The organism is Agathobacter sp. LCP21S3_B2, assembly GCF_052118705.1.
Taxonomy (GTDB): domain Bacteria; phylum Bacillota; class Clostridia; order Lachnospirales; family Lachnospiraceae; genus Roseburia.
This window is the reverse complement of the sequence record NZ_JBQKGQ010000002.1, coordinates 146,042-167,352: the sequence shown is the minus strand read 5'-3', so window position 1 is coordinate 167,352 and position 21,311 is coordinate 146,042. Positions and strand designations below refer to the sequence as shown.

Genomic DNA, 21,311 nt, shown 5'->3' with positions numbered 1-21,311 from the left:
TGCGGGAGTTACAACATGGGAAAACCAGATATCATTTACGAAGACAACGACATAATCGTCTGCTACAAGCCGGCGGGAATTGCTACACAGACCAGGTGTATAGGGCAGCAGGATATGGAGAGCTTCATAAGAAATTACAGGGCGGCTAAAAATGAGCCGCCTTATGTCGGTATAGTGCACAGGCTCGACCAGCCGGTAGAGGGTGTGATGGTATTTGCCAAGAATCAGAAAGCAGCGGCTTCTTTAAGCAGACAAATAAAGGAGCATACAACCGAGAAATATTATCGTGCGGCAAGCAGAGGGCAGGGAGTGTCAGGAGCAGATAAGAAAGAAGATACTCATGACCCGGCATGGCATACTCTCACAGATTATATCTCATTCGACAAGCGTACCAATACATCAAAAATTACAAGCGAAAAAGACAGGCTGGCCAAAAAAGCTGTGCTTCAGTACAGGGTGATATCAGTGACACCTGATAGGGACAGCTCCAAAAATGAATGTATTAGAACAGAATTTGACATAAAGCTGATTACTGGAAGGCATCATCAGATACGTTTACAGCTTGCACATATCGGCTATCCTCTGATTGGAGATACCAAGTATGGGAAGCCTGCCTCAAATAACTCAGGAACGGGAAGCAAATCAGGACGCACCGGTGGCGGTGTAAGGGAACAGCTTGCACTTTGCTCCTACAAGATTGTTTTTGACCATCCTGCTACAGGGGAGAGAATGACATTTGAACTACCATAGTGCTGTTGGGAATAAGATGAATTAAAAGACCATACATTCAGGAAACAACTGAGTGTATGGTGGTGACTATATCGCTGACGGTTTCGTTGGAGTTTGACAATGTGACGTAACAAAAAACAAAATACTAGAAAATTTTTAATGTTTATCGAAAAATATTATATAGTGATTCCCGAAATATTTTTGTATACTAGCCTTACCAACAAAACAAATGTGGACAAAAATATATGAAGAAAAAAATGGCACTTGGCGCGATAGACGCATGCGAAAAGATTGGTGTGACGGAGCCGAATGTACCTGTATTTTTTGGAGTGGACGGCACAGCCGATGGGCTTGAAGCAGTGCAGCAGTCGAAGCTTGCGGCAACAGTCTACAATGGCAAGGAGGGACAGTGAGCTTATTTATGCTCGTTCCTCCACTCCCTCGGAGCCACTCCGTAGATATTTTTAAAGGCGCGTGAGAAATGAAGCTGATTTTCGTATCCAACGGCAGAACCAACATCTGCGATGGATAAGGAGGTCAGCTTTAAAAGCTCTGTGGCCTTTATCATACGATAATTCATGAGAAATTCCTGAGGTGAATGTCCAACGGAATTTTTGAAAATTTTGCCCAGATAGCTTCGGTTTATGCCGCAGACTCCGGCAATATCTTCGATTGAGATATCATTCTGAAAATTCTGCTCGATATAATTCATCGCTTCTTTTATATAAAAATCACTCATTTTCCCACTTGGAACGAGTTTTGATGATTTGGCTGACTGCATCAGATAATCCAGAAAAAGGTACATATGCCCAATCAGGTGATATGGTGATTCTGAGGGGTGCCTTGTGATGTAGAGCATTTCCTCAACAAGCTTTTCGCGGATATCCTTTGAGTGTGTGTGATATACAGGATTATTTTTGGTAAGCTCTGTTATGGTGAGAGCCTCCTTGACGCGCAGACCGTCAAACTCAATCCATATGTATTCCCAAGGAAGCTTGTCATCTGCGATATAGGTATTTATCTGGCCGGGAAAAATCAGAAAGCCCTGCCCGCTTTTTATGTTGTAGGTTTGTGTAATGCCCTTTGCATTATCGGCCATCAGAGTGCCGGTGCCGGACAGTACATAGTGGAATAGATAGTGGTTTCTTGTGGCAGGACCAAATGAGTGTCCCGGTTCGCACTGCTCGTGGCCGAACTGGTACATACACAAATCTATGAAATTTACATTTGGAAAAATATTGAAGGAAAGCTTGTCCATGTGAGTCACTCCTTATTGATTAATAATATAAATATACCCTTATGCGACATCATATGCAATTATAGCATATTTTATAGCATATTGGTATAAAAGTGCAAAAATAAGGGTATTTATTGTATGCATAAGGGTATGTTATAATCGGTTTATCAGGAAAAAGAGCAAATAAAACAGAAAAGGAGTGAAAAAATATGGCAAAAAGAAAGATTTGTCAGGCTATGGCGGTTGTGCTGGCACTCGGAATGTGCACGACAGGACTGACCGGATGTGGAAATAAAAAGCGGGCGGACGGAAAAACTGAGATTGAGGTGGTTTCTTATAAGCCGGAGGCTGTTAAGGCTTTCGAGAAGATTGAGAAGCAATTTAATGAGACTCATGATGATATTCATCTGACTATTTCATCTCCGAATGAGGCTATGACTATTTTAAAGACACGCTTCATCCGCGAGGATTATCCGGACATTATTGCAATAGGTGGAGATATCAATTATTCAAATTTCCTGGATGCAGACTTGTTTGAGGATATCTCAGATCTGGATGCAGTGGACACTGTAAAAGAGGCATATCTGGATATGGACAAGGAGCTTGAGTTCATTCCAAAGGATGGCACCTATGCACTTCCTTACGTCGCAAATGCAGCAGGAGTACTTTATAACAAGGATATGTTTGCGGAGAATGGCTGGAAGGTGCCTACAACATGGAGTGAGTTTACAGCACTGTGCGATGAGATAAAGGAAAGCGGAACACTTCCTTTGTATCTGGGCTTTAAGGATACATGGACCTGTCTGGCACCGTGGAATGCCCTTGCAGTAGGTCTTTGTGATTCAGACACCTGCAATCAGGTAAATATGGGAAATACGACATTTGAGGAGGCATATTCTCCGGTTGCCGACAAGATACGCACATTGCTTGATTATGCAGAGGACAATCCATATGCTTACAGCTACAATGACGCATGTACAGCCTTTGCCAGAGGTGAATCTGCCATGTACACGATAGGAAGCTATGCTATTCCTCAGATTAAGTCAGTTAATCCTGATATGAATATCGGTTCATTTACTTTCCCGGCAAATGATAATGAGGCTGACAATGTGTTAAATTCAGGAATAGATTTACAGTTTTCAGTTATGAAGGCCTGCAAAAATAAGGAAGCAGCATACGAGGTGCTTGAATATCTGTACAGCGATGAGACAATTCAGACATATCTGGATGACCAGGGCGGAATTGCCTGCAAAGATGGAGATTTCGCAATACCGGATACACTGAAGGATATGCAGGAGTATATAAAGGACAACCGTATGTCAGATTATCAGGATCATCATTATCCAAGTGAGATGAGCGTGGACGCCATGATTCAGACATATCTGCTTGACACAGGTGACAATGCAAAGGAGAAGTTCTTAAAGAAATTTGATTCAGACTGGGAGCGTTACAACAGAGATCTGATTCGTGAAGTACAGGATTACCAGAAGGAACAGGAGGATGCAAAATGAAAAAGAAAATGTCAAATAGAGACAAGACATTCTGGGCAGTTGTGATACCTGTTGTGGTTTTATTTTTCGCATTCAACACACTGCCGATGATAAAGGGTGTGATTTACAGCTTTACAAACTACAAGGGCTATGGCTCATATGATTATGTCGGACTTAGAAACTACACAGACCTGTTTACCGATGCCAGAGTCGGAAAGAGCTATCTGTTTACCTTTAAATATGCGATTGCAGGAACCGTACTTGTAAATGTATTAAGCCTTGTAATGGCAGTTGCGTTAAACAGCAATATCCGCGGCAAGAGTGCATTAAGAGGTATTTATTTCGTACCGAATATCCTTGGCGGACTGGTTATTGGTTACATTTTCAGCTTTATTTTTACATATATTCTGCCGGCAGTAGGAAATACCTTCAACATCGGTTTCTTACAAAACAGTATTCTGGCGAGTGAAAAATATGCATGGATTGGTGTGCTGATTGTCGGGGTATGGCAGGCGGTTGCCATGAATACCATCATTTATATATCCGGACTGCAGACAGTGCCTGAGGATGTTTACGAAGCCAGCATGCTCGACGGAGCAGGCAAATGGAAACAGTTCTGGAAGGTTACATTTCCACTCGTTATGCCATTTGTTACAATCAATCTGGTGCTCAGCACAAAGAACTTCCTCATGGTATTTGACCAGATTATGTCATTGACAAAGGGCGGCCCGGCGCAGAGCACTGAGTCAATCTCATACCTGATTTACAGAAATGGTATGGATGGAGGACAGTTTGGCTTCCAGAGCGCAAACGCAGTAATTTTCTTTGTTGTAATTGTGGCTATTTCACTATTCCAGATGGGCGTTATGAATAAGAAGGAGGAACAGTTATAATGAAAAAACAAAAAACAAACTTGGTACTAACCATCGTTTTAATATTGGGAACATTAACCGTATTTTTCCCGCTGTATATGGCTGTTATAATTGCCTTCAAGAAACCGAGTGAGATGACAAATGATGTCGCAGGAGCTCTTTCATTCCCTTCAAAGTGGAGCTTTTCAAACTTCACAGAGGCTATGAAGGTGACTGATTTCTGGCATTCTCTCGGAAACAGCTTACTTATCACTATTGTGACCATTGTTCTCGCAATCCTTATCCATTCGATTGCAGGATATGTTATCGGACGAGGCATGGCAAGGAAAAAGAGCTTCCGTTTCATATATCTTTACATTGTAAGCGGTATGTTTGTGCCATTCTCAATTCTCATGATGCCTCTTGTAAAGCAGACTGCGCAGATGGGACTTGGAAACAGGGCAGGAGTTATCCTTTTATATCTTGTATTTTACATGCCAATGAATGTATTATTATATAGTGGATACTTGAAAAATATCCCTATGGCACTTGAGGAGGCTGCAGACATCGATGGCGCAAGCACATGGACAACATACTGGAGAGTTGTATTTCCTATGATGAAGCCTATGCATGCGACAGTAGCCATCCTGACAGCACTCGGTACCTGGAATGATGTCATGACACCGCTTGTCATCATGTCAGGAACAGGACAGAATACACTGCCGCTGGCACAGCTGAATTTCCAGACACAGTTTGGAACCAACTACAATCTGGCATTTGCATCATATATTCTGGCTTTGATACCGATACTTATATTCTATATAATCTGCCAGAAGCAGATATTAAACGGTGTTGCAAACGGTGCAATCAAGGGATAATTTTTAAACACTATTTTAACAATAATATGGGGTGATTTTATGGCAATTATATTTAATCCAAACAAGAAAATTTTTACTTTACAGACAGCTCACACCACATATCAGATGCAAATAGACAGACTTGGCTATCTGCTGCATCTGTACTACGGAGCAAAAAGCACATGTGATATGGACTATGTGCTGACATATGCTGACAGAGGCTTTTCAGGCAATCCTTACGCATCAGGCATGAACCGCACATATTCGCTTGATACACTGCCACAGGAGTATCCGACACTTGGCACAGGCGATTTCAGAAATATTGCGCTTGATATTAAAAACGAACAGGGTACTGAGAGTGTTGAGCTTCTTTATGAGAGTCATGAAATCAGAGACGGAAAATACGCTCTAAAGGGACTTCCGGCAGTGTGGGCATCTGATGATGAAGCGCAGACTCTTGAAATAGTTCTTGGCGATGATATCGCAGGCATTGAGGTGCATCTGCTCTATGGTGTGCTCGAGGCTTGTGATGTCATCACAAGAAGTGTGCTCATTAAAAATACAGGCAGTGGGAATATTACAATTGAAAAGGCTCATGCTGCATGTCTGGATATGGTTTACGGAGACTATGATGTGCTCAGGTTCTACGGAAAGCATGCCATGGAGCGCAATCTTGAGCGCACACGCTTGGGACACGGCACACTTTCATTCGGAAGCCGCAGAGGAACCTCGAGCCACCAGTACAATCCGGCGGTTATTCTCGCACAGCGCGATACTACAGAAAATGCAGGAGACTGCTATGGTATGCTTTTTGTATACAGTGGCAACTTCTCATGTGAGGCAGAAAAGGACCAGATTAACCAGACACGCCTTTTAATGGGGCTTTCCGATGAGCTGTTTTCATATCCGCTTGCGGCAGGAGAGACCTTTACAGTACCTGAGGTGATTATGTCATACTCGGCAGACGGTTTCTCACAGCTTTCCCATCAGTACCACACCTGCATCAGTGAGCATGTGTGCAGGAGCAGATTTGCACATGAGGTAAGACCGGTGCTCATCAATAGCTGGGAGGCTGCTTACTTTGACTTTACCGGTGATACGATAGTAGACCTTGCAAAGGAGGCCGCATCACTGGGCATAGATATGGTGGTCATGGATGACGGCTGGTTTGGAAAGAGAGATGATGATAATTCATCACTCGGAGACTGGTTTGTGAATGAGAAAAAGCTTGGAGGAACGCTTTCTGAGCTCATCGACAGAGTGTATGCACAGGGAGTGAAGTTTGGAATATGGATTGAGCCTGAGATGGTAAATGAGGACAGTAATCTGTACAGAGAGCATCCTGACTGGGCTATCCGGATTCCTGGAAAGCTCCCTGTACGCTCAAGAAACCAGCTTCTCTTGGACTTTTCGAGAAAAGAAGTAAGGGACAATATTTTCGATCAGATCTGTGCAGTGTTTGACCAGGGAAAAATCGACTATGTGAAGTGGGACATGAACAGAAGCATGGCTGATGTGTATGCAGGAAATCTTGCATACGACTACGTGCTTGGAGTGTATGATTTTATGGAGCGTCTGGTGACAAGATATCCGGATATACTTCTTGAGGGCTGCAGCGGTGGCGGTGGACGATTTGATGCAGGCATGCTCTACTACAGTCCACAGATATGGTGCAGTGACAATACAGATGCCATAAACCGTACAAGAATACAGTATGGCACATCGTTCTTCTATCCGGTATCATCCATGGGAGCGCATGTATCGGCAGTGCCAAATCATCAGACCGGCAGAGTGACAAGCCTTAAAACAAGAGGCATTACAGCCATGGCAGGAACCTTTGGCTATGAGCTGAATCCGGCACTTCTGTCAGATGAGGAAAAGGAAGAAATCAGAGAGCAGATAAAGACCTTTAAGAAGTATGAGATGCTTATAAATGAGGGTACCTACTGGCGCCTTACAAGTCCGTTTGAGGATGAGGTGGCTGCGTGGATGTCTGTCTCAAGGGCAAAGGACAGGGCACTTGTGAGCGTGGTTCGTCTGTATGCGGAGGCAAATGCGCCAGCTTGCTATGTGAAGCTTAAGGGCTTGGAGTCGGATGCAGTATATATTGAGGAAAATACCGGCAGGCAGTACACAGGTGCAGCACTGATGAATGCAGGAATACCGCTTCCGTTTGCCGTAAAGGAGTATGAGGCATATCAGTTTTCATTTATCAGGCTTGATGAGGCAAAGAAGCTGTATGATGAGATAAAGAAGGTGTGTGGCAATCTAAAATTAAGTGAGGCTGACAATGCAGATAGTTCTTCTGATAAACGTATTGTAATAAGCATCTACGGCGGCTCAGGATCAGGAAAGACAACGATTGCAGCAGCCCTGCAGCAGTATTTTCTTAACGATAATACAGCCTGCTATGTGCTGACCGGGGACAATTATCCACACCGTATCCCGATGAGAAACGACGAGGAACGCCTTAATGTGTATAACGAGTCCGGCGAGGAGGGCTTACGTGGATATCTTGGAACACCTAAGGAGATTGACTTTGACAGGATTAACAAGGAGCTTTCAGAGTTTAAGGCAGGAAAAGATATAATTGAGATAAAGCATATGGGCCGCGAGGACGGTGATATCTCATATGACGAAACTGATTTTACAGGAATTAAAGTGCTCATCCTGGAGTGGACCCACGGAGGAAGCGAATACCTTAAGGGTGTTGATATACCTGTATTTTTGGAGAGTTCGCCTGAGGAGACTAAGGCGCGCCGCATTAAGAGAGGACGTGACGAAAACGCCGCAAGCCCTTTCATATGCCGCGTGGTAGAATTGGAGCAGGAAAAACTTGATTTACAGGGTAAAAATGCGCGTATCGTAGTTGGAAAGGATGGCAAAGTCTATGAACAATAAACCTATGCTTAATGCATATCCTGACAGTCTGGGCGGTAAGCTTTCTGATATCGCAGCGCTGCTAAAAAAGAAGGAAATGCAGGATACATTTTCATCATTTTATATTCTGCCAAGCCTGTATCATTCGGATTTGGACCGCGGATTTTCGGTCGTGGACTACAATCTGAATGAGGAGCTTGCGACAATAGAGGATTTATCGCAATTGAAGGAGCTGGGGATTGACTTAAAGCTTGATTTTATTTTAAACCATGCTTCAGCACAGTCACCACAGTTCAAGGATCTTGTGGAAAAGGGCGATGAGTCTGAGTACCGGGATTTTTTCATAGACTGGAACAAGTTCTGGGAAGGTCATGGAGTCATGACGGACGAGGGCTACATACAGCCTGATGAGTCATGCTTAAAGCAGATGTTTTTCAGAAAGCCGGGGCTTCCGATTCTCATGGTTGAGTTTCCGGATGGACGAAGGGTGCCATACTGGAACACATTTTACCAGGAGGTGCATGGCAGAGATTATCTGGGACAGATGGATTTAAATATAAAGTCCGAAAAGGTGTGGGATTTCTATCGTGAAACACTTAAAAAAATAGCATCCTACGGTGCGGCTATTGTACGGCTTGATGCATTTGCCTATGCGCCTAAAGCACCGGGGAAAAAGAATTTCCTGAATGATCCTGAGACCTGGGAATTTCTACAGCAGATTCATGAGCTTGCAGCTCCGCTTGGGCTGACTCTGCTGCCTGAAATACATGCGGCATATGAGGAGAAAATATACAAAACCCTTGCAGATAAGGGCTATGCCACATATGATTTCTTTTTACCGGGACTGGTAATTGATGCGATTGAGAACAGGAGAGCAGATTACCTTGCAAAATGGGCGCGTGAGGTTGTGGATGATAAAATCTCCACTGTCAATATGCTTGGCTGCCATGACGGCATACCTCTTCTGGATTTAAAGGGTCTGCTTCCGGAGGACGATATTCGCTCGCTTATAGATTTGATTGTATCTCGTGGCGGCATGGTCAAAAATCTTCATGGACAGAAGAATATATATTATCAGGTCAATGCCACATATTACAGTGCGCTTGGTGAGTCTGACAGCAAAATGCTTCTGGCCCGTGCTATTCAGATGTTCATGCCGGGCAAGCCACAGGTATGGTATCTGGATCTCTTTGCAGGCAAAAATGACCATGAGGCAGTAAGACGCGCAGGAGAATCAGGACACAAGGAAATCAACAGAACAAACCTTAGCAATTCTGATATCGCAGAAGGCTTGAAAAAGGAGGTCGTTCAAAAACAGCTAGAGCTGCTTCGTATGAGAAATACGCATAAGGCATTTGAGAAGGGAGCTGTCATCACAGTAGCAGGAGAAGGACCAAAGCTTTCAATCCGCTATGATAACGGTGAAGCATATGCGCTTCTAACGGTGGATTTTGAAGCCGGAGCGTATGAGATAGATCTGAGCTGATGAAATCAGATTGCTCATACATAATGTGTTTAGCAGATGTGCAAACTCACAATCGAAAAAACGATTGTGAGTTTTTTTATGAGAAAAATCATTTAATTGACTCGTAAAAGTATCAGCTATAAGGTATAATAAAGCTATAGAAAAGACAGGTATCGAAAAGGAGCAGACACTATGGGAACATATCTGAACAGCATAACACCATATACATTGTATAAAAGCGAGAGCTTAAGCCCGTATTTTGTGGATAAAACACTTATGCTTAGGGAATTGTTTCCGTATGTAAGCGCAGGAAATCGTCATATTTGTATTACCAGACCTCGTAGATTCGGCAAAACAATTATGGCAAATATGATTAGCTCCTTTTTTCAGAAAGCATCGGATTCGAGTGATGTTTTTGATAGTCTCGCAATATCACAGGTGGATGACTATAGAAGATATAAAAATCAATATAATGTCATTCGCATAGATTTCAGTAAAATGCCAAGAAACTGTGATTCATATACACAATATATCGAGCGCATAGAAGCACTTTTGATTGAAGATGTAAAGGAAGCATATCCACAGGTTAAAATAAATGAGGCAGATGCAGTCGGAGACATTCTTGAGAGTGTATTTGTGCAGTGTGGTGAGAAATTTATATTTGTATTGGATGAATGGGATTTTATATTCCACAGAGATTTTATAAATGAGATTGATAAAGAAAAATATGTGGCATTTTTAAGTAATCTTTTGAAGGATCGTCCATATGTGGTTCTTTCATATATGACAGGCATTTTACCTATTGCAAAATATTCAAGTGGTTCTGAGCTTAATATGTTTGCAGAGTTTACAATGGTAAATTCACCGATGTTTGGAGAGTATTTTGGATTTACCGATGATGAAGTGGATGATCTGTACAGACGCTATATTGTAGAGTGTGACAGGCAGCATAAGGAAAAGAGCGTGACGAGGAAAGGACTCCGTGACTGGTATAATGGTTACTATACAAAGTCGGGGGAACGTGTTTACAATCCACGTTCAGTAGTATTTGCATTGCAGTTTAATAATCTGGCAAATTACTGGACAAGTTCGGGACCATATGATGAGATATATTATTATATCAGAAATAATATTTCTGATGTCAGGGATGATCTGGCACTTATGATATCCGGCGAGTCCGTGACTGCAAAAATACAAGAGTATGCGGCAACATCAATGAATCTTTCAACAAGAGATGAGATATATTCTGCGATGGTAGTGTATGGATTTTTAAGCTATCTTAATGGAAAAGTGTGCATTCCAAACAGAGAGCTGATGGAGAAATTTGATGAGCTTATTGTAAAAAATGAGTCATTGGGATATGTATACCGTCTAGCAAAAGAGTCCGAGAAAATGCTTAAAGCAACCTTGGCAGGGGACACACTGACCATGGAAAGAATACTGGAATTTGCGCATAACACGGAGGTGCCTCTGCTATCGTATAATCATGAGACAGAGTTATCTGCAATAGTTAATCTGGTATATCTTGCAGCAAGGGATAGTTATCGTGTGGAGCGTGAGGATAAGGCCGGAACAGGATATGTAGATTTTATTTTTTATCCATATGATACAACTGCAGATTGTATAATCCTTGAATTAAAAGTAGATCACACTCCGGATGAAGCAATTGCACAAATCATAGATAAAAAGTATGCACTTAAATTTGTGCCTAAACTTGCAGGGCAAAAGATATACACAGGAAGGATACTTGCGGTTGGAATTGGTTATTGGAAGGAAAGTAAAAAACATAGCTGTAAAGTGGAAGAAATATCGAAATAACAAAGGAGAATATCATGAACTTAGTGCAATTTTTAAATAAAGTAGATGAAACTATAAGTGGATATGACTGCGAAAAGCTTTTAAGGATAATACATGAAATTGCAAGAACTTTACCGGAGCAGGAAAGGAAAGATTTTATTAAACAGATAAAGCAGATTGATAGTAATGATACTTCAAATATCAATAAAAAAGATAATAATAAATTGGAAACAGAATATAAAAAAATATGTGATAAGTTCATTGAAATTGAAAATGGTGTTATATTTCTACGTGAAGAATATAATGATGAATATGATGACTGGTATAACAGCACAGTAGAAGAAATATTGTATGAGGATCCGGATGGAATAGGAAGCGTGATTTGTGAAGCATGCTCATTTGTGCATAAATGTATTGACGTAGAAAATTATGAGCTGGCATTAAAAATGGGAAGAAAACTATTTATGCAATCAGTTCAGACAAATGGAGAGTATTCTGGGGAAGATTTGTCATTAATGGATTTGCAATATTATCATGTATGCAGCTTCAACTATAGGGGCTTGCTTTTGGATACCCTGTATGCATGCTATCAGGTGGCTGAACCACAGAAAAGACCTGATATTATGTATGAGATATGGGCTAATGCAGAGGATGAAGATATAAAGCTTGAAAATGTTATGCAGTATGGAGGGCAGGAGCTTAAGGATGTTGACGATTTTATAAGTGACTGGATAGGATATCTCGGAACAAAAAAGGGATATTTGGCGGAGAGATTGTATAAAGAAGCTGTAAATCTAAGCGATGATGTGGAGGCTAAATTCGAGAACGCTAAAAAATATGTAAACAATCATCCGGGAATATATCTTGAAATATTGAATGATTCATCGGTAAAGAGAGAACTGGCATTAAAGATTGGAATGGATGGCGTAAAGCGGATTGACCGGCAGCTTATAGTTAGAAGTAAGGTGGCTTTAAAAACAGTTGAAATTGCGAAAAGTGAAGGAAAAGATTCAGAGCTTATTGAGCAGCTTTATATGGATGCTTTTGAATCAGATACATGCGCCACAAATTATTTAAGAGTTTTCATAAATTGTAAAGATAAGAATTTATCTAAGATTAAAATGAGAGAAATCATTGACAGGTATAATGGAAAAGAAGGAAAACATTTTTTGGGTGGGTATGGCGGAAAGTCTGAGCTTGACAAAAATGTGATTTCAGAGAATATGATGTATATTTTGAGATTTCTGGATGGGGAATTTTTAGGAGTGCTAAATAGTGGAGTCAGCAGTAAGGAAGCACTTGGGTGGTCATGTACTTTTATGAAAGAAGGCTTGGCTATATATCTGCTTTATCTGTTTAATGGGAAGCCTATGCATTCAGAAATAAAAAAAATGCTTAACATTACAAAAAATGCATTCGGCTCTGATTATGATGATGAATCATTTTACACAATATTTTTGCTGTGGAAATCCACAACACAGATGAGTGATTCAGAAAAGAAGAAAATAATAAATCATATAGATAAACTCGTTCAAAAACGTGTGGCCGGCATCATGGATGCCAACAAAAGGAATTATTATGGAGAATGTGCCATGTATATTGCGGCATTGGGAGAAGTAATGAATGCAAAGCAGGATTATATGTCAAAATTTGCAGCACAGTATTCCAGAAGAAGAGCGTTTAAAGACGAATTAAAAAGCTTTGGATGGGTGAGTAAGTGATATTTAAAGTCTCTGCATAATCATAAATGAGGGGCAAAATACCTTTTGACCCTCATATCATAAAATGGTAAAGGAAGAAAACACTTTGATAAATATTGCGATATGTGATGATTTAGTTTTTGCGTCAAAAATAGAAGCAATGCTTTTGCAGATATCAAAAAAAGCAGATGACAAAAATGAATATAGAAGTTTTTTCTGACGGAAGTGAGCTATGGGACGATATAGCATCCTGGAAAAATAAGGATGGAGCCGGTAAATTACAGATTTATATGTAAGATAAGCTTCTCTCATGTTACTTATCTTCAAAAGTGGAGCTTATGGTCTCCATTTGTTTGATAGCATCATGAAAATATAAATAACAGGCTATATTTTTGAGCTGTTTTTGGGACTTTAGTGATTTCAGTGGTTACAGCTACTTTTTTATGAATTTTTCCGACTGTTTCGCTGTGGTTAGGGCGCTGTTTTGTGGATTTCAGTGGTTACAGCTACTTTTTTATGGATTTTTCCGGCTGTTTCGCTGGTTTTGGGGAGCTGTTTTGTGGAATTCAGCGGTTACAGCTACTTTTTTATGGATTTTTCCGGCTGTTTCGCTGGTTTTGGGGAGCTGTTTTGTGGATTTCAGTGGTTACAGCTACTTTTTTATGGATTTTTCCGACTGTTTCGCTGTGGTTTGGGGAGCTGTTTTGTGGATTTCGGCGGTTACAGCTACTTTTTTCCAGAATTTTTCCAGCTTTTGGGCTGGTTTGGGGAGCTGTTTTAGAAGTTTTATGGATTACAGTGGTATAAAAACTCACAGTCGAAAAAACGATTGTGAGTTTTTTTATGAGAAAAATCATTTAATTGACTCGTAAAAGTATCAGCTATAAGGTATAATGATTACTATACAAAATCAGGAGAACATTTAAAGATGATAAGAGGTGATAAAGGCTAATGGAATACGAGCACATAACCCACTCCTTTAAGCCTGTCTATGACGAAAACAGCCGAATCCTCATCCTCGGAACGCTTCCATCCGTAAAATCCAGGGAAAACAATTTCTATTACGGACACAAGCAGAACCGTTTCTGGAAGCTGCTTGCGTATCTATTGGATGAACCGGTGCCGGAGATGATAGATGAGAAAAAATATATGCTGTTTAAAAACCACATAGCCATATGGGATGTGATACAAAGCTGTGACATCAAGGGTTCGAGCGACAGCAGCATCAGAAATGTAACACCAACGGATATAAGAAAAATCCTTGAAACAGTCGATATAAAACAGGTATATGCAAACGGAAATAAAGCAGGGGCGCTTTATAAGAAATATCAGCTTCCTCTGACAGGAATGGAGGCGGTTACATTGCCGTCCACAAGCCCTGCAAATGCGGCATGGTCATTTGAAAGGCTATGCGAAGCATGGACACAGATACTTGTAAATCTTTAGAGATTTATATATAGAGGTAAAATTTACTTATGAAAACAATAGAATTTGATATACATTTTTACAAAAAGCTGTGGATACTCATGGTTCCGATAATGGTGCAGAATCTGATGCTGGCGCTAGTGGCGGTGGCAGATGCTTTCATGCTTGGAGGACTGGACCAGAACTATATGTCAGCGGTTTCGCTCGCCACACAGATACAGTTCATCCAGAACATGTTTCTTTCAGCAGCTACAGCAGGGCTTGCAATACTCGGAGCACAGTATTGGGGCAAGCAGGACATAAAGGCGCTCGATGACATATTCGCTCTTGCAATCAGGATATGTGGCATAGTATCGGTGCTGTTTTTCGTGGCATGTGCATTTTTTCCACGATATCTGATGCTTATTTTCACAAACGAGCCGGTGCTTATAGATTATGGTGTAAGCTATCTTAAAATAGCTTCTTTTTCATATTTATTGACAGGTTTTTCGCAGTGTTATATAGTCATGATGAAGATATCAGAGCACGCGGGTACTGCGGCGGCAGTCAGCTCAATTACAGTGCTTATAAACATAATGCTCAATGCCATATTTATCTATGGTGCATTTGGCATCGAGAGCATGAATGTGAGGGGAGCGGCACTTGCCACACTCATATCAAGAGTAGTGGAGCTTATGCTTTCAATCACATTTTCGTACAGACCGGGATATATCAGACTTAAAATCCGGGAGCTTTTTGCAAGGAACAAGGAGCTGTCAGCAGATTTTATCAGGTGCTCCGGACCGATTCTCGGAGCAAGCCTTGTATGGGGCATAGGTTTTACATCGTATTCTACATTTATGGGACACATGGGAACAGATGCGGCAGCGGCCAACTCCGTTGCAGCGGTTGTGCGTGATATCATTTGCTGTCTCAGTGCAGGTATATCAAGTGCAGCAGGCATTATGATAGGAAATGAGCTTGGCGCAGGAAATTTAAAGCGTGGAAAAGCATATGGCATCAGAATGGCAAAGCTGTCATTTTTGTGTGGCGCTGTTATGACAGTGCTTATGGCGGTTTCAGCACCGGTGATTTTACATTTTGTAAAGCTCACACCGCAGGCTGCAGAGTATCTGAAGCAGTTATTCGGTGTACTTGCCTTCTACATGATTGGACGATCGGTAAATGAAATCATCATAAACGGTGTCTTTGGTTCGGGAGGAGATACGATGTTTGATATGTACTCTCTTGCTGTGACGATGTGGGGCATAGCAATACCGCTTGCAGTTGCAGGCACATATTTTTTGAACTGGCCGGTGGTTGTGGTGTATGCGTGTACCTGCGTGGATGAGGTTGGAAAGATACCGTGGACACTTATACATTTTAAAAAATACAAGTGGGTAAAGGATTTGACAAGATAATGGAAAGGGGAAGGACAATGCAGACATTAAAGTTGCTATTTTCTAAAATTACAGATGATGATCCTATATATGAGAAGAAGGATGTTGTGGAAAATATATTTGTGTTTCGCATGCTTTTGATATGGCATTTGCTATATTTATTTGTATTCATACTCAACTGCATTGGTATATTTATTGTTGATAAGCATATTTTTGATACAGGATATATATTATCATGTGTACTTTTGCTGGTGTTTATTATACTGCTGATCATAGTTGGACCGGATCATGCCTGTGCAAAGTATCTGTGCATTTCAGATGCCGGTTTTCTGGTGATGATAACGAGCTCATCGCTTACATATCATATGGTAATAGTTGTGATGTTACCAATTGTAATTGCAGGTGTATACTCGTCAAAGTGCCTGTCGAGATTTGCATTTGTTTTTACGATTTTTAATATAGCGTTTAGTACATATGTGGGTTATTATTTTGGAGTGTGCGATGCAAATATGGTATTGCTTACTACAACATCACTTAAGCATCTTCAAAAGGATGGAGTATTTTTGTTGAATGAGGTGAATAAAAATCCCGGACTTACGCTTTTTATGTATTATGTCTTTCCACGTTCGCTTATAGCAACAGGATTTTACAGTGTCAGCAATGGCGTAAACAAAATGATTCGAAGAACAATGGAAAAAGCGCACCGTATCAAGCGAGAGGCAGCAATAGACGATATGACGGGCCTTTACAATAAAAATAAGCTTCTTGATGACCTTAAAAAGCCACAGGAACCTGACAGAAGGGTTGCAGTCATATATTGGGATGTAAATGAGCTTAAGTTTGTGAACGATACATACGGACATGAGAACGGAGACCTTCTAATAGCGAGAATAGCGGGAACTATCAGACTTATTGCAGCAAATGATAATGATAATGTAAGAACATACCGCTATGGTGGCGATGAGTTTATCATGATCATACCGGATGGGACTGAGGACGATGCACTTAGCTTTATTAACAGATGGAATAAGCTGATGGAACCAATCCAAAAGGACAGTAAAATCCCAATTTCCGCGTCAGTAGGTTATTCCTGCGGCAGATACGCCGATATCAATGAGATTATCTGTGAGGCGGATGAGAAAATGTATGAAAACAAGCGTGTGCGCAGGGAGTAGGTACTATAAATACTCAGAAGAGAGCTATATGGAGCTGATGGATAAATTCGATGAAAAGAATATCCCATTCACGGTAGCCGTAATAGATACTTACAGCCTGAGGCAGTCGCCGGTCATACTAGTATAGCGTTTCTTAAATAACTGGACCAAATACTTGCCCGTTTTCTCGATAGTACAATCCAAAAAGCCTCAGCGTAGCCCGCTACGCCTACATTTTTTGAATTGCACTCTCAAAAAAACGTTCTACGTATTAAACCAGTTATTTTGCGAACGCTATACTAGGTGTGACCGGTGACTTTCTTTGTTGTAAAAATTAAAAATGGATGATACTATTATAGTAAACAGAAGTATTTTTATAAGAAACATCAGGATAAACACTATGAACAATTGGGACAGAATGAGAGCGGGAAAGCTCTATAATGCAGACAGCACAGACATAGCAGGCTACCATGAAAGAGGAATGGGGCTGTGTGACAAATTCAACCGCACACCGATTTGGATGAAGAAGCGTAAGCAGCGTATTTTGGAGAAAATGATACCATCTGCAAAGGATGGTGGTGCATGCATCTTTGCACCATTTTACTGTGAGTATGGTGTGAATATCTACTTTGGCAAGGGCTGCTTTGTAAACTACAAATGTACATTTTTGGATTGCGCACCGATTGAGCTAGGTGACGGAGTCTGGATTGGAGCAAATGTCACTATTGCGACACCTTGCCATCCGTTTTTGTCAGAGGAACGCCTGCCGCAGGAATATCCGGACGGCTTCCATGACCTTGAATATGCAAAGCCTATAAGGATTGGTGACGGAAGCTGGATATGCTCGAGTGCTACAATCTGTGGCGGTGTCACAATCGGAAAGAACTGCATAGTGGCAGCAGGTGCAGTCGTAAACCGCGATATACCCGATAACTGTATCGCAGCAGGTGTGCCGGCAAGGGTGTTGCGCAAGTTTGACGAGCAGGATCGCATGAATGTGTGGGACACTTACATGAAAAATGAGGTGCCCTTGTCGCAGAGGAAAAGAGAGAGGTAGTTGTTGACCAATATACCAATAAATGGTACTATGGTAATAACAATGAAACAACTCGAAACTATATAATGATATAAGGGTCAAAAGGTATTTTGACCCTTTAATCATATAATTCAAGGGAGGATTATGCGATGGGAAATTCATATAAGAACTGTAAAATACAGGACAACACAGCAGAGCTGATCTACGAGAACGGCAGTCTGTTTGTTACCATATTTGAAAACAACATAGTGCATGTTGCACAAAAACCCGGCATCGAAAGTGTTGCAATAGAGGAGGGCTTTATTCCGAAGGCTGCCACACCGGACGTGACCTGCAAGGATACGTCTGATGCCAAGGGGAACGCAGCAGAAGCCGGTGTAAGCGATGCAGCAGTTAAAGCAGTCATCCGCGCAAGGGATATTACTGTAAATGTAAAGGATAACGAGAAACTTGATATTTATTACAAAGGGAAGCTTGTGCTTTCAGATTATGAAAAAGCACGCAAAAAGAGTGAGAAGAATCCGTACGAGGATCTTGCCATCGCAGAGCTTGAGGGACATACTGTCGGAAAAGATGAAGAAAAAACTGACTCTGTTACCATCATCAAAAAGCTTGGAAAGGATGATGCCATTTACGGTCTGGGAGATAAGCCGGGATGCCTCAACAAGCGTGGATATTCATATGTAAACTGGAACACAGATGATCCTGCGCCACATGTGGACAGCTTCAAATCGCTGTACAAATCCATACCGTTTTTTATCGTGCTGGGCGATGAATATTGCTATGGAATTTTTGCGGATAATACATACAAGACAACTTTTGATTTCGGTTTTGAAAACACAGATTACTATTTCATCGAGCATGAGAAGGGTGAGCCGGACTACTATTTTATGCCGGGAAATGATATGGCAGAGGTGGTAGGACTTTATACATCACTGACAGGCACCACACCGCTTTATCAGAGATGGATATACGGCAGCCATCAGAGCCGCTGGGGCTATTACACACAGGATGAGGTGCTTGATATAGCTGACAAATTCCGCGAGCTTGATATCCCCTGCGATGTGATACATATGGATATCGATTACATGAACGGCTACAGGGTATTCACCTTTGATGACAAGAAATTCCCGGATGTAAAGGGCCTTTCAGAGAAGCTTGCTGACAGGGGTGTAAAGCTCATATCCATCATTGATCCGGGTGTGAAAAAGGATGAGGACTATTTCATGTACAAAGAGGGCATGGAGATGGATGCATTTGCACATGATACAGATGGCAGTGTATACGAAAATGCTGTCTGGCCGGGCACATCGGTATTTCCGGACTTCACAAAGCAAAGCGTCAGAAGCTGGTGGGGAGACAAGACAAAGATACTTCTCGAGCACGGTATCAGTGGCATATGGAATGATATGAATGAGCCTGCAAGCTTCAACGGACCACTGCCGGATGATGTGCAGTTTGAGTATGGAGCACATGAAAAGGTTCACAATATTTACGGACATTTTATGGCAAAAGCCACATATGAGGGACTTGCGAAAAATGATGGTGGAAAACGTCCGTTTGTACTTACAAGGGCTGCATATGCCGGAAGCCAGAAATACTGCGGTGGCTGGACCGGAGATAATCACAGCATCTGGGCGCATATAGCACTTTCACTCGAGCAGGTGTGCAATCTGTCAGTCAGCGGACTTGCCATGTGCGGCAGCGATATAGGCGGTTTCGGAAGTGATACTACACCGGAGCTTCTTGTCAGATTTTATGAGGCAGCAGTATTTGTGCCGTTTTTCAGAAATCATTCAGCGATGGGAACACGCAGACAGGAGCCTTGGCAGTTTGACGAGACTACGATAGATGCAGTCAGAAAGACAGTAAAGCTCAGATATAGATTTATCCCATATATCTATGATCTGGCACATGAGTGTGAAAAGACAGGAGCACCTATCGTGCGCCCGCTCGTATACGAGTATCCTGCAGATAAGCATGTGAGAAATATTTCCGATGAATATATGCTCGGAAGCTTTGTGCTGGTTGCACCTGTGATCGCACCGGGCAAGGAGGCAAGAGAGGTTTATCTGCCTGACGGCGACTGGTATGATTACTACACAGGCGAAAAATACAGTGGCGGCAGATATATTTTAGCAGATGCACCACTTGATAAAGTACCTGTCTTCATAAAAGCAGGAGCCATTATCCCTGTTGCAGACGGAGAAATCCGCTCTACAGAGGACATTACAGAGGATAAGATCAGCATACTGACATATCCGGGCAAGGGCAGCTTCGTGCATTATCAGGATGACAATGAGACGTTCGCATACAGAGACGGTGAGTATAATGCTGTTGAGTATACCCTGGATGGGGATAAGCTTGAGAAGAGGGTGTTGCATAAGGGATTGTAAAAAGGAATCCTATAAGGATAATAGAATAAAATTATCTTTTATAAATCAATCCGCTATACTATATATTTAGTGTAGCGGATTTTTCTCAAGAGCAGGATTTGCCAGTTTAAAATTCAATATCAACCTCTACAGGGCAGTGGTCTGAACCGAGCACATCGGTATGGATTGCTGCCTTTTGCAGCTTATCGTTGATGCGCTTTGATGTGATAAAGTAGTCGATACGCCAGCCTGCGTTCTTCTCGCGAGCCTTAAAACGGTATGACCACCAGGAATATATACCCTCGGCATCCGGATAAAAATATCTGAAGGTATCGGTAAAACCGGAACCTAAAAGCTCTGTCATTTTAGCACGTTCCTCGTCTGAAAAACCTGCATTCTTGCGGTTTGTTTTTGGATTTTTCAGGTCGATCTCATTGTGTGCGACATTCAGATCACCGCACAGTACGACAGGATTTTTGGCATCGAGTGTCTTAAGATATTCTCTGAAATCATCCTCCCACTGCATACGGTACGGCAGCCTTTTCAGCTCATTCTGTGAGTTTGGAGTATAGCAGGTTACGAGATAGAAATTGTCATATTCAAGTGTGATGACGCGTCCTTCCTTATCATGCTCCTCAATGCCTATGCCGTAAGACACTGATAATGCCTTGTTTTTGGCAAAAATGGCTGTGCCGGAATAGCCTTTTTTCTCGGCATAATTCCAGTACTGGTGATAGCCCGGCAGGTCAAGGTCAATCTGTCCCGCCTGCAGCTTGGACTCCTGTATACAAAAGAAATCCGCATCTATACTGTTAAAAAAATCAAGGAAACCTTTCTGGACGCATGCGCGCAGTCCATTTACATTCCACGATATAAATTTCATGTCTTAATCCTCCATATCACTGCAATAAATTATCATTTCATTTTGGCAATTTT

General features: G+C 41.7%; 17 protein-coding genes. 15 read left to right on the top strand and 2 right to left on the bottom strand.

Annotation, left to right across the window (positions count from 1 at the left end; all coding sequences use genetic code 11):
• Positions 1-15: 15 nt before the first annotated feature.
• Together ACTQ1L_RS02310 and ACTQ1L_RS02305 are read left to right on the top strand one after the other, a co-directional pair.
• Positions 16-750 (top strand): RluA family pseudouridine synthase, encoded by a 735-nt coding sequence (locus ACTQ1L_RS02310; RefSeq protein WP_441365315.1) that lies wholly within the window; start codon positions 16-18, stop codon positions 748-750.
• 224 nt (positions 751-974) lie between these two features.
• Complete coding sequence (locus tag ACTQ1L_RS02305) at positions 975-1,142, top strand: hypothetical protein (protein WP_441365314.1); 168 nt, start codon at positions 975-977, stop codon at positions 1,140-1,142.
• A gap of 2 nt (positions 1,143-1,144) precedes the next feature.
• On the opposite strand, the gene ACTQ1L_RS02300 is transcribed toward ACTQ1L_RS02305, so the two are convergent.
• Positions 1,145-1,987: an AraC family transcriptional regulator gene (locus ACTQ1L_RS02300; RefSeq protein WP_321111344.1), complete on the bottom strand. Its 843-nt coding sequence runs from the start codon at positions 1,985-1,987 to the stop codon at positions 1,145-1,147.
• Positions 1,988-2,175: 188 nt separating this feature from the next.
• Here ACTQ1L_RS02300 and ACTQ1L_RS02295 point away from each other — a divergent pair, with 188 nt between their 5' ends.
• From ACTQ1L_RS02295 to ACTQ1L_RS02235, 13 genes are all read left to right on the top strand, one after another.
• On the top strand, positions 2,176-3,477 hold the full coding sequence (locus tag ACTQ1L_RS02295) for an ABC transporter substrate-binding protein (protein WP_441365313.1): 1,302 nt from the start codon (positions 2,176-2,178) through the stop codon (positions 3,475-3,477).
• Complete coding sequence (locus tag ACTQ1L_RS02290) at positions 3,474-4,349, top strand: carbohydrate ABC transporter permease (protein WP_117996469.1); 876 nt, start codon at positions 3,474-3,476, stop codon at positions 4,347-4,349. Before ACTQ1L_RS02295 ends, ACTQ1L_RS02290 begins: the two co-directional genes overlap by 4 nt.
• Positions 4,349-5,185 carry a carbohydrate ABC transporter permease gene (locus ACTQ1L_RS02285; RefSeq protein ID WP_441365312.1) on the top strand — a complete coding sequence of 279 codons (837 nt, stop codon included), beginning with the start codon at positions 4,349-4,351 and terminating at the stop codon, positions 5,183-5,185. The genes ACTQ1L_RS02290 and ACTQ1L_RS02285 overlap by 1 nt, the downstream gene beginning before the upstream one ends.
• 39 nt (positions 5,186-5,224) lie before the next feature.
• Complete coding sequence (locus ACTQ1L_RS02280) at positions 5,225-8,065, top strand: alpha-galactosidase (RefSeq protein WP_441365311.1); 2,841 nt, start codon at positions 5,225-5,227, stop codon at positions 8,063-8,065.
• The gene (gene gtfA / locus ACTQ1L_RS02275; RefSeq protein WP_441365310.1) at positions 8,055-9,530 is read left to right on the top strand and encodes a sucrose phosphorylase; all 1,476 of its coding nucleotides are present in this window, start codon (positions 8,055-8,057) and stop codon (positions 9,528-9,530) included. Before ACTQ1L_RS02280 ends, gtfA begins: the two co-directional genes overlap by 11 nt.
• A 171-nt stretch (positions 9,531-9,701) precedes the next feature.
• Positions 9,702-11,327: an AAA family ATPase gene (locus tag ACTQ1L_RS02270; RefSeq protein WP_441365309.1), complete on the top strand. Its 1,626-nt coding sequence runs from the start codon at positions 9,702-9,704 to the stop codon at positions 11,325-11,327.
• A gap of 14 nt (positions 11,328-11,341) precedes the next feature.
• The gene (locus ACTQ1L_RS02265) at positions 11,342-13,027 is read left to right on the top strand and encodes a hypothetical protein (RefSeq protein ID WP_441365308.1); all 1,686 of its coding nucleotides are present in this window, start codon (positions 11,342-11,344) and stop codon (positions 13,025-13,027) included.
• Positions 13,028-13,398: 371 nt separating this feature from the next.
• The gene (locus tag ACTQ1L_RS02260; RefSeq protein ID WP_441365307.1) at positions 13,399-13,878 is read left to right on the top strand and encodes a hypothetical protein; all 480 of its coding nucleotides are present in this window, start codon (positions 13,399-13,401) and stop codon (positions 13,876-13,878) included.
• Positions 13,879-13,957: 79 nt separating this feature from the next.
• On the top strand, positions 13,958-14,452 hold the full coding sequence (locus ACTQ1L_RS02255) for a DNA-deoxyinosine glycosylase (protein WP_441365306.1): 495 nt from the start codon (positions 13,958-13,960) through the stop codon (positions 14,450-14,452).
• A 29-nt stretch (positions 14,453-14,481) separates the two neighbouring features.
• On the top strand, positions 14,482-15,831 hold the full coding sequence (locus ACTQ1L_RS02250) for an MATE family efflux transporter (protein WP_441365305.1): 1,350 nt from the start codon (positions 14,482-14,484) through the stop codon (positions 15,829-15,831).
• Positions 15,831-16,985 carry a GGDEF domain-containing protein gene (locus tag ACTQ1L_RS02245; protein WP_441365304.1) on the top strand — a complete coding sequence of 385 codons (1,155 nt, stop codon included), beginning with the start codon at positions 15,831-15,833 and terminating at the stop codon, positions 16,983-16,985. The genes ACTQ1L_RS02250 and ACTQ1L_RS02245 overlap by 1 nt, the downstream gene beginning before the upstream one ends.
• Positions 16,986-17,364: 379 nt before the next feature.
• The gene (locus ACTQ1L_RS02240) at positions 17,365-18,021 is read left to right on the top strand and encodes a sugar O-acetyltransferase (RefSeq protein ID WP_441365303.1); all 657 of its coding nucleotides are present in this window, start codon (positions 17,365-17,367) and stop codon (positions 18,019-18,021) included.
• 128 nt (positions 18,022-18,149) lie between these two features.
• Positions 18,150-20,396 (top strand): glycoside hydrolase family 31 protein, encoded by a 2,247-nt coding sequence (locus ACTQ1L_RS02235; RefSeq protein WP_441365302.1) that lies wholly within the window; start codon positions 18,150-18,152, stop codon positions 20,394-20,396.
• A gap of 106 nt (positions 20,397-20,502) precedes the next feature.
• Here ACTQ1L_RS02235 and ACTQ1L_RS02230 read toward each other — a convergent pair whose 3' ends face one another.
• Positions 20,503-21,258, bottom strand: a complete 756-nt coding sequence (locus ACTQ1L_RS02230; RefSeq protein ID WP_441365301.1) for an exodeoxyribonuclease III — start codon at positions 21,256-21,258, stop codon at positions 20,503-20,505.
• Positions 21,259-21,311: the final 53 nt, after the last annotated feature.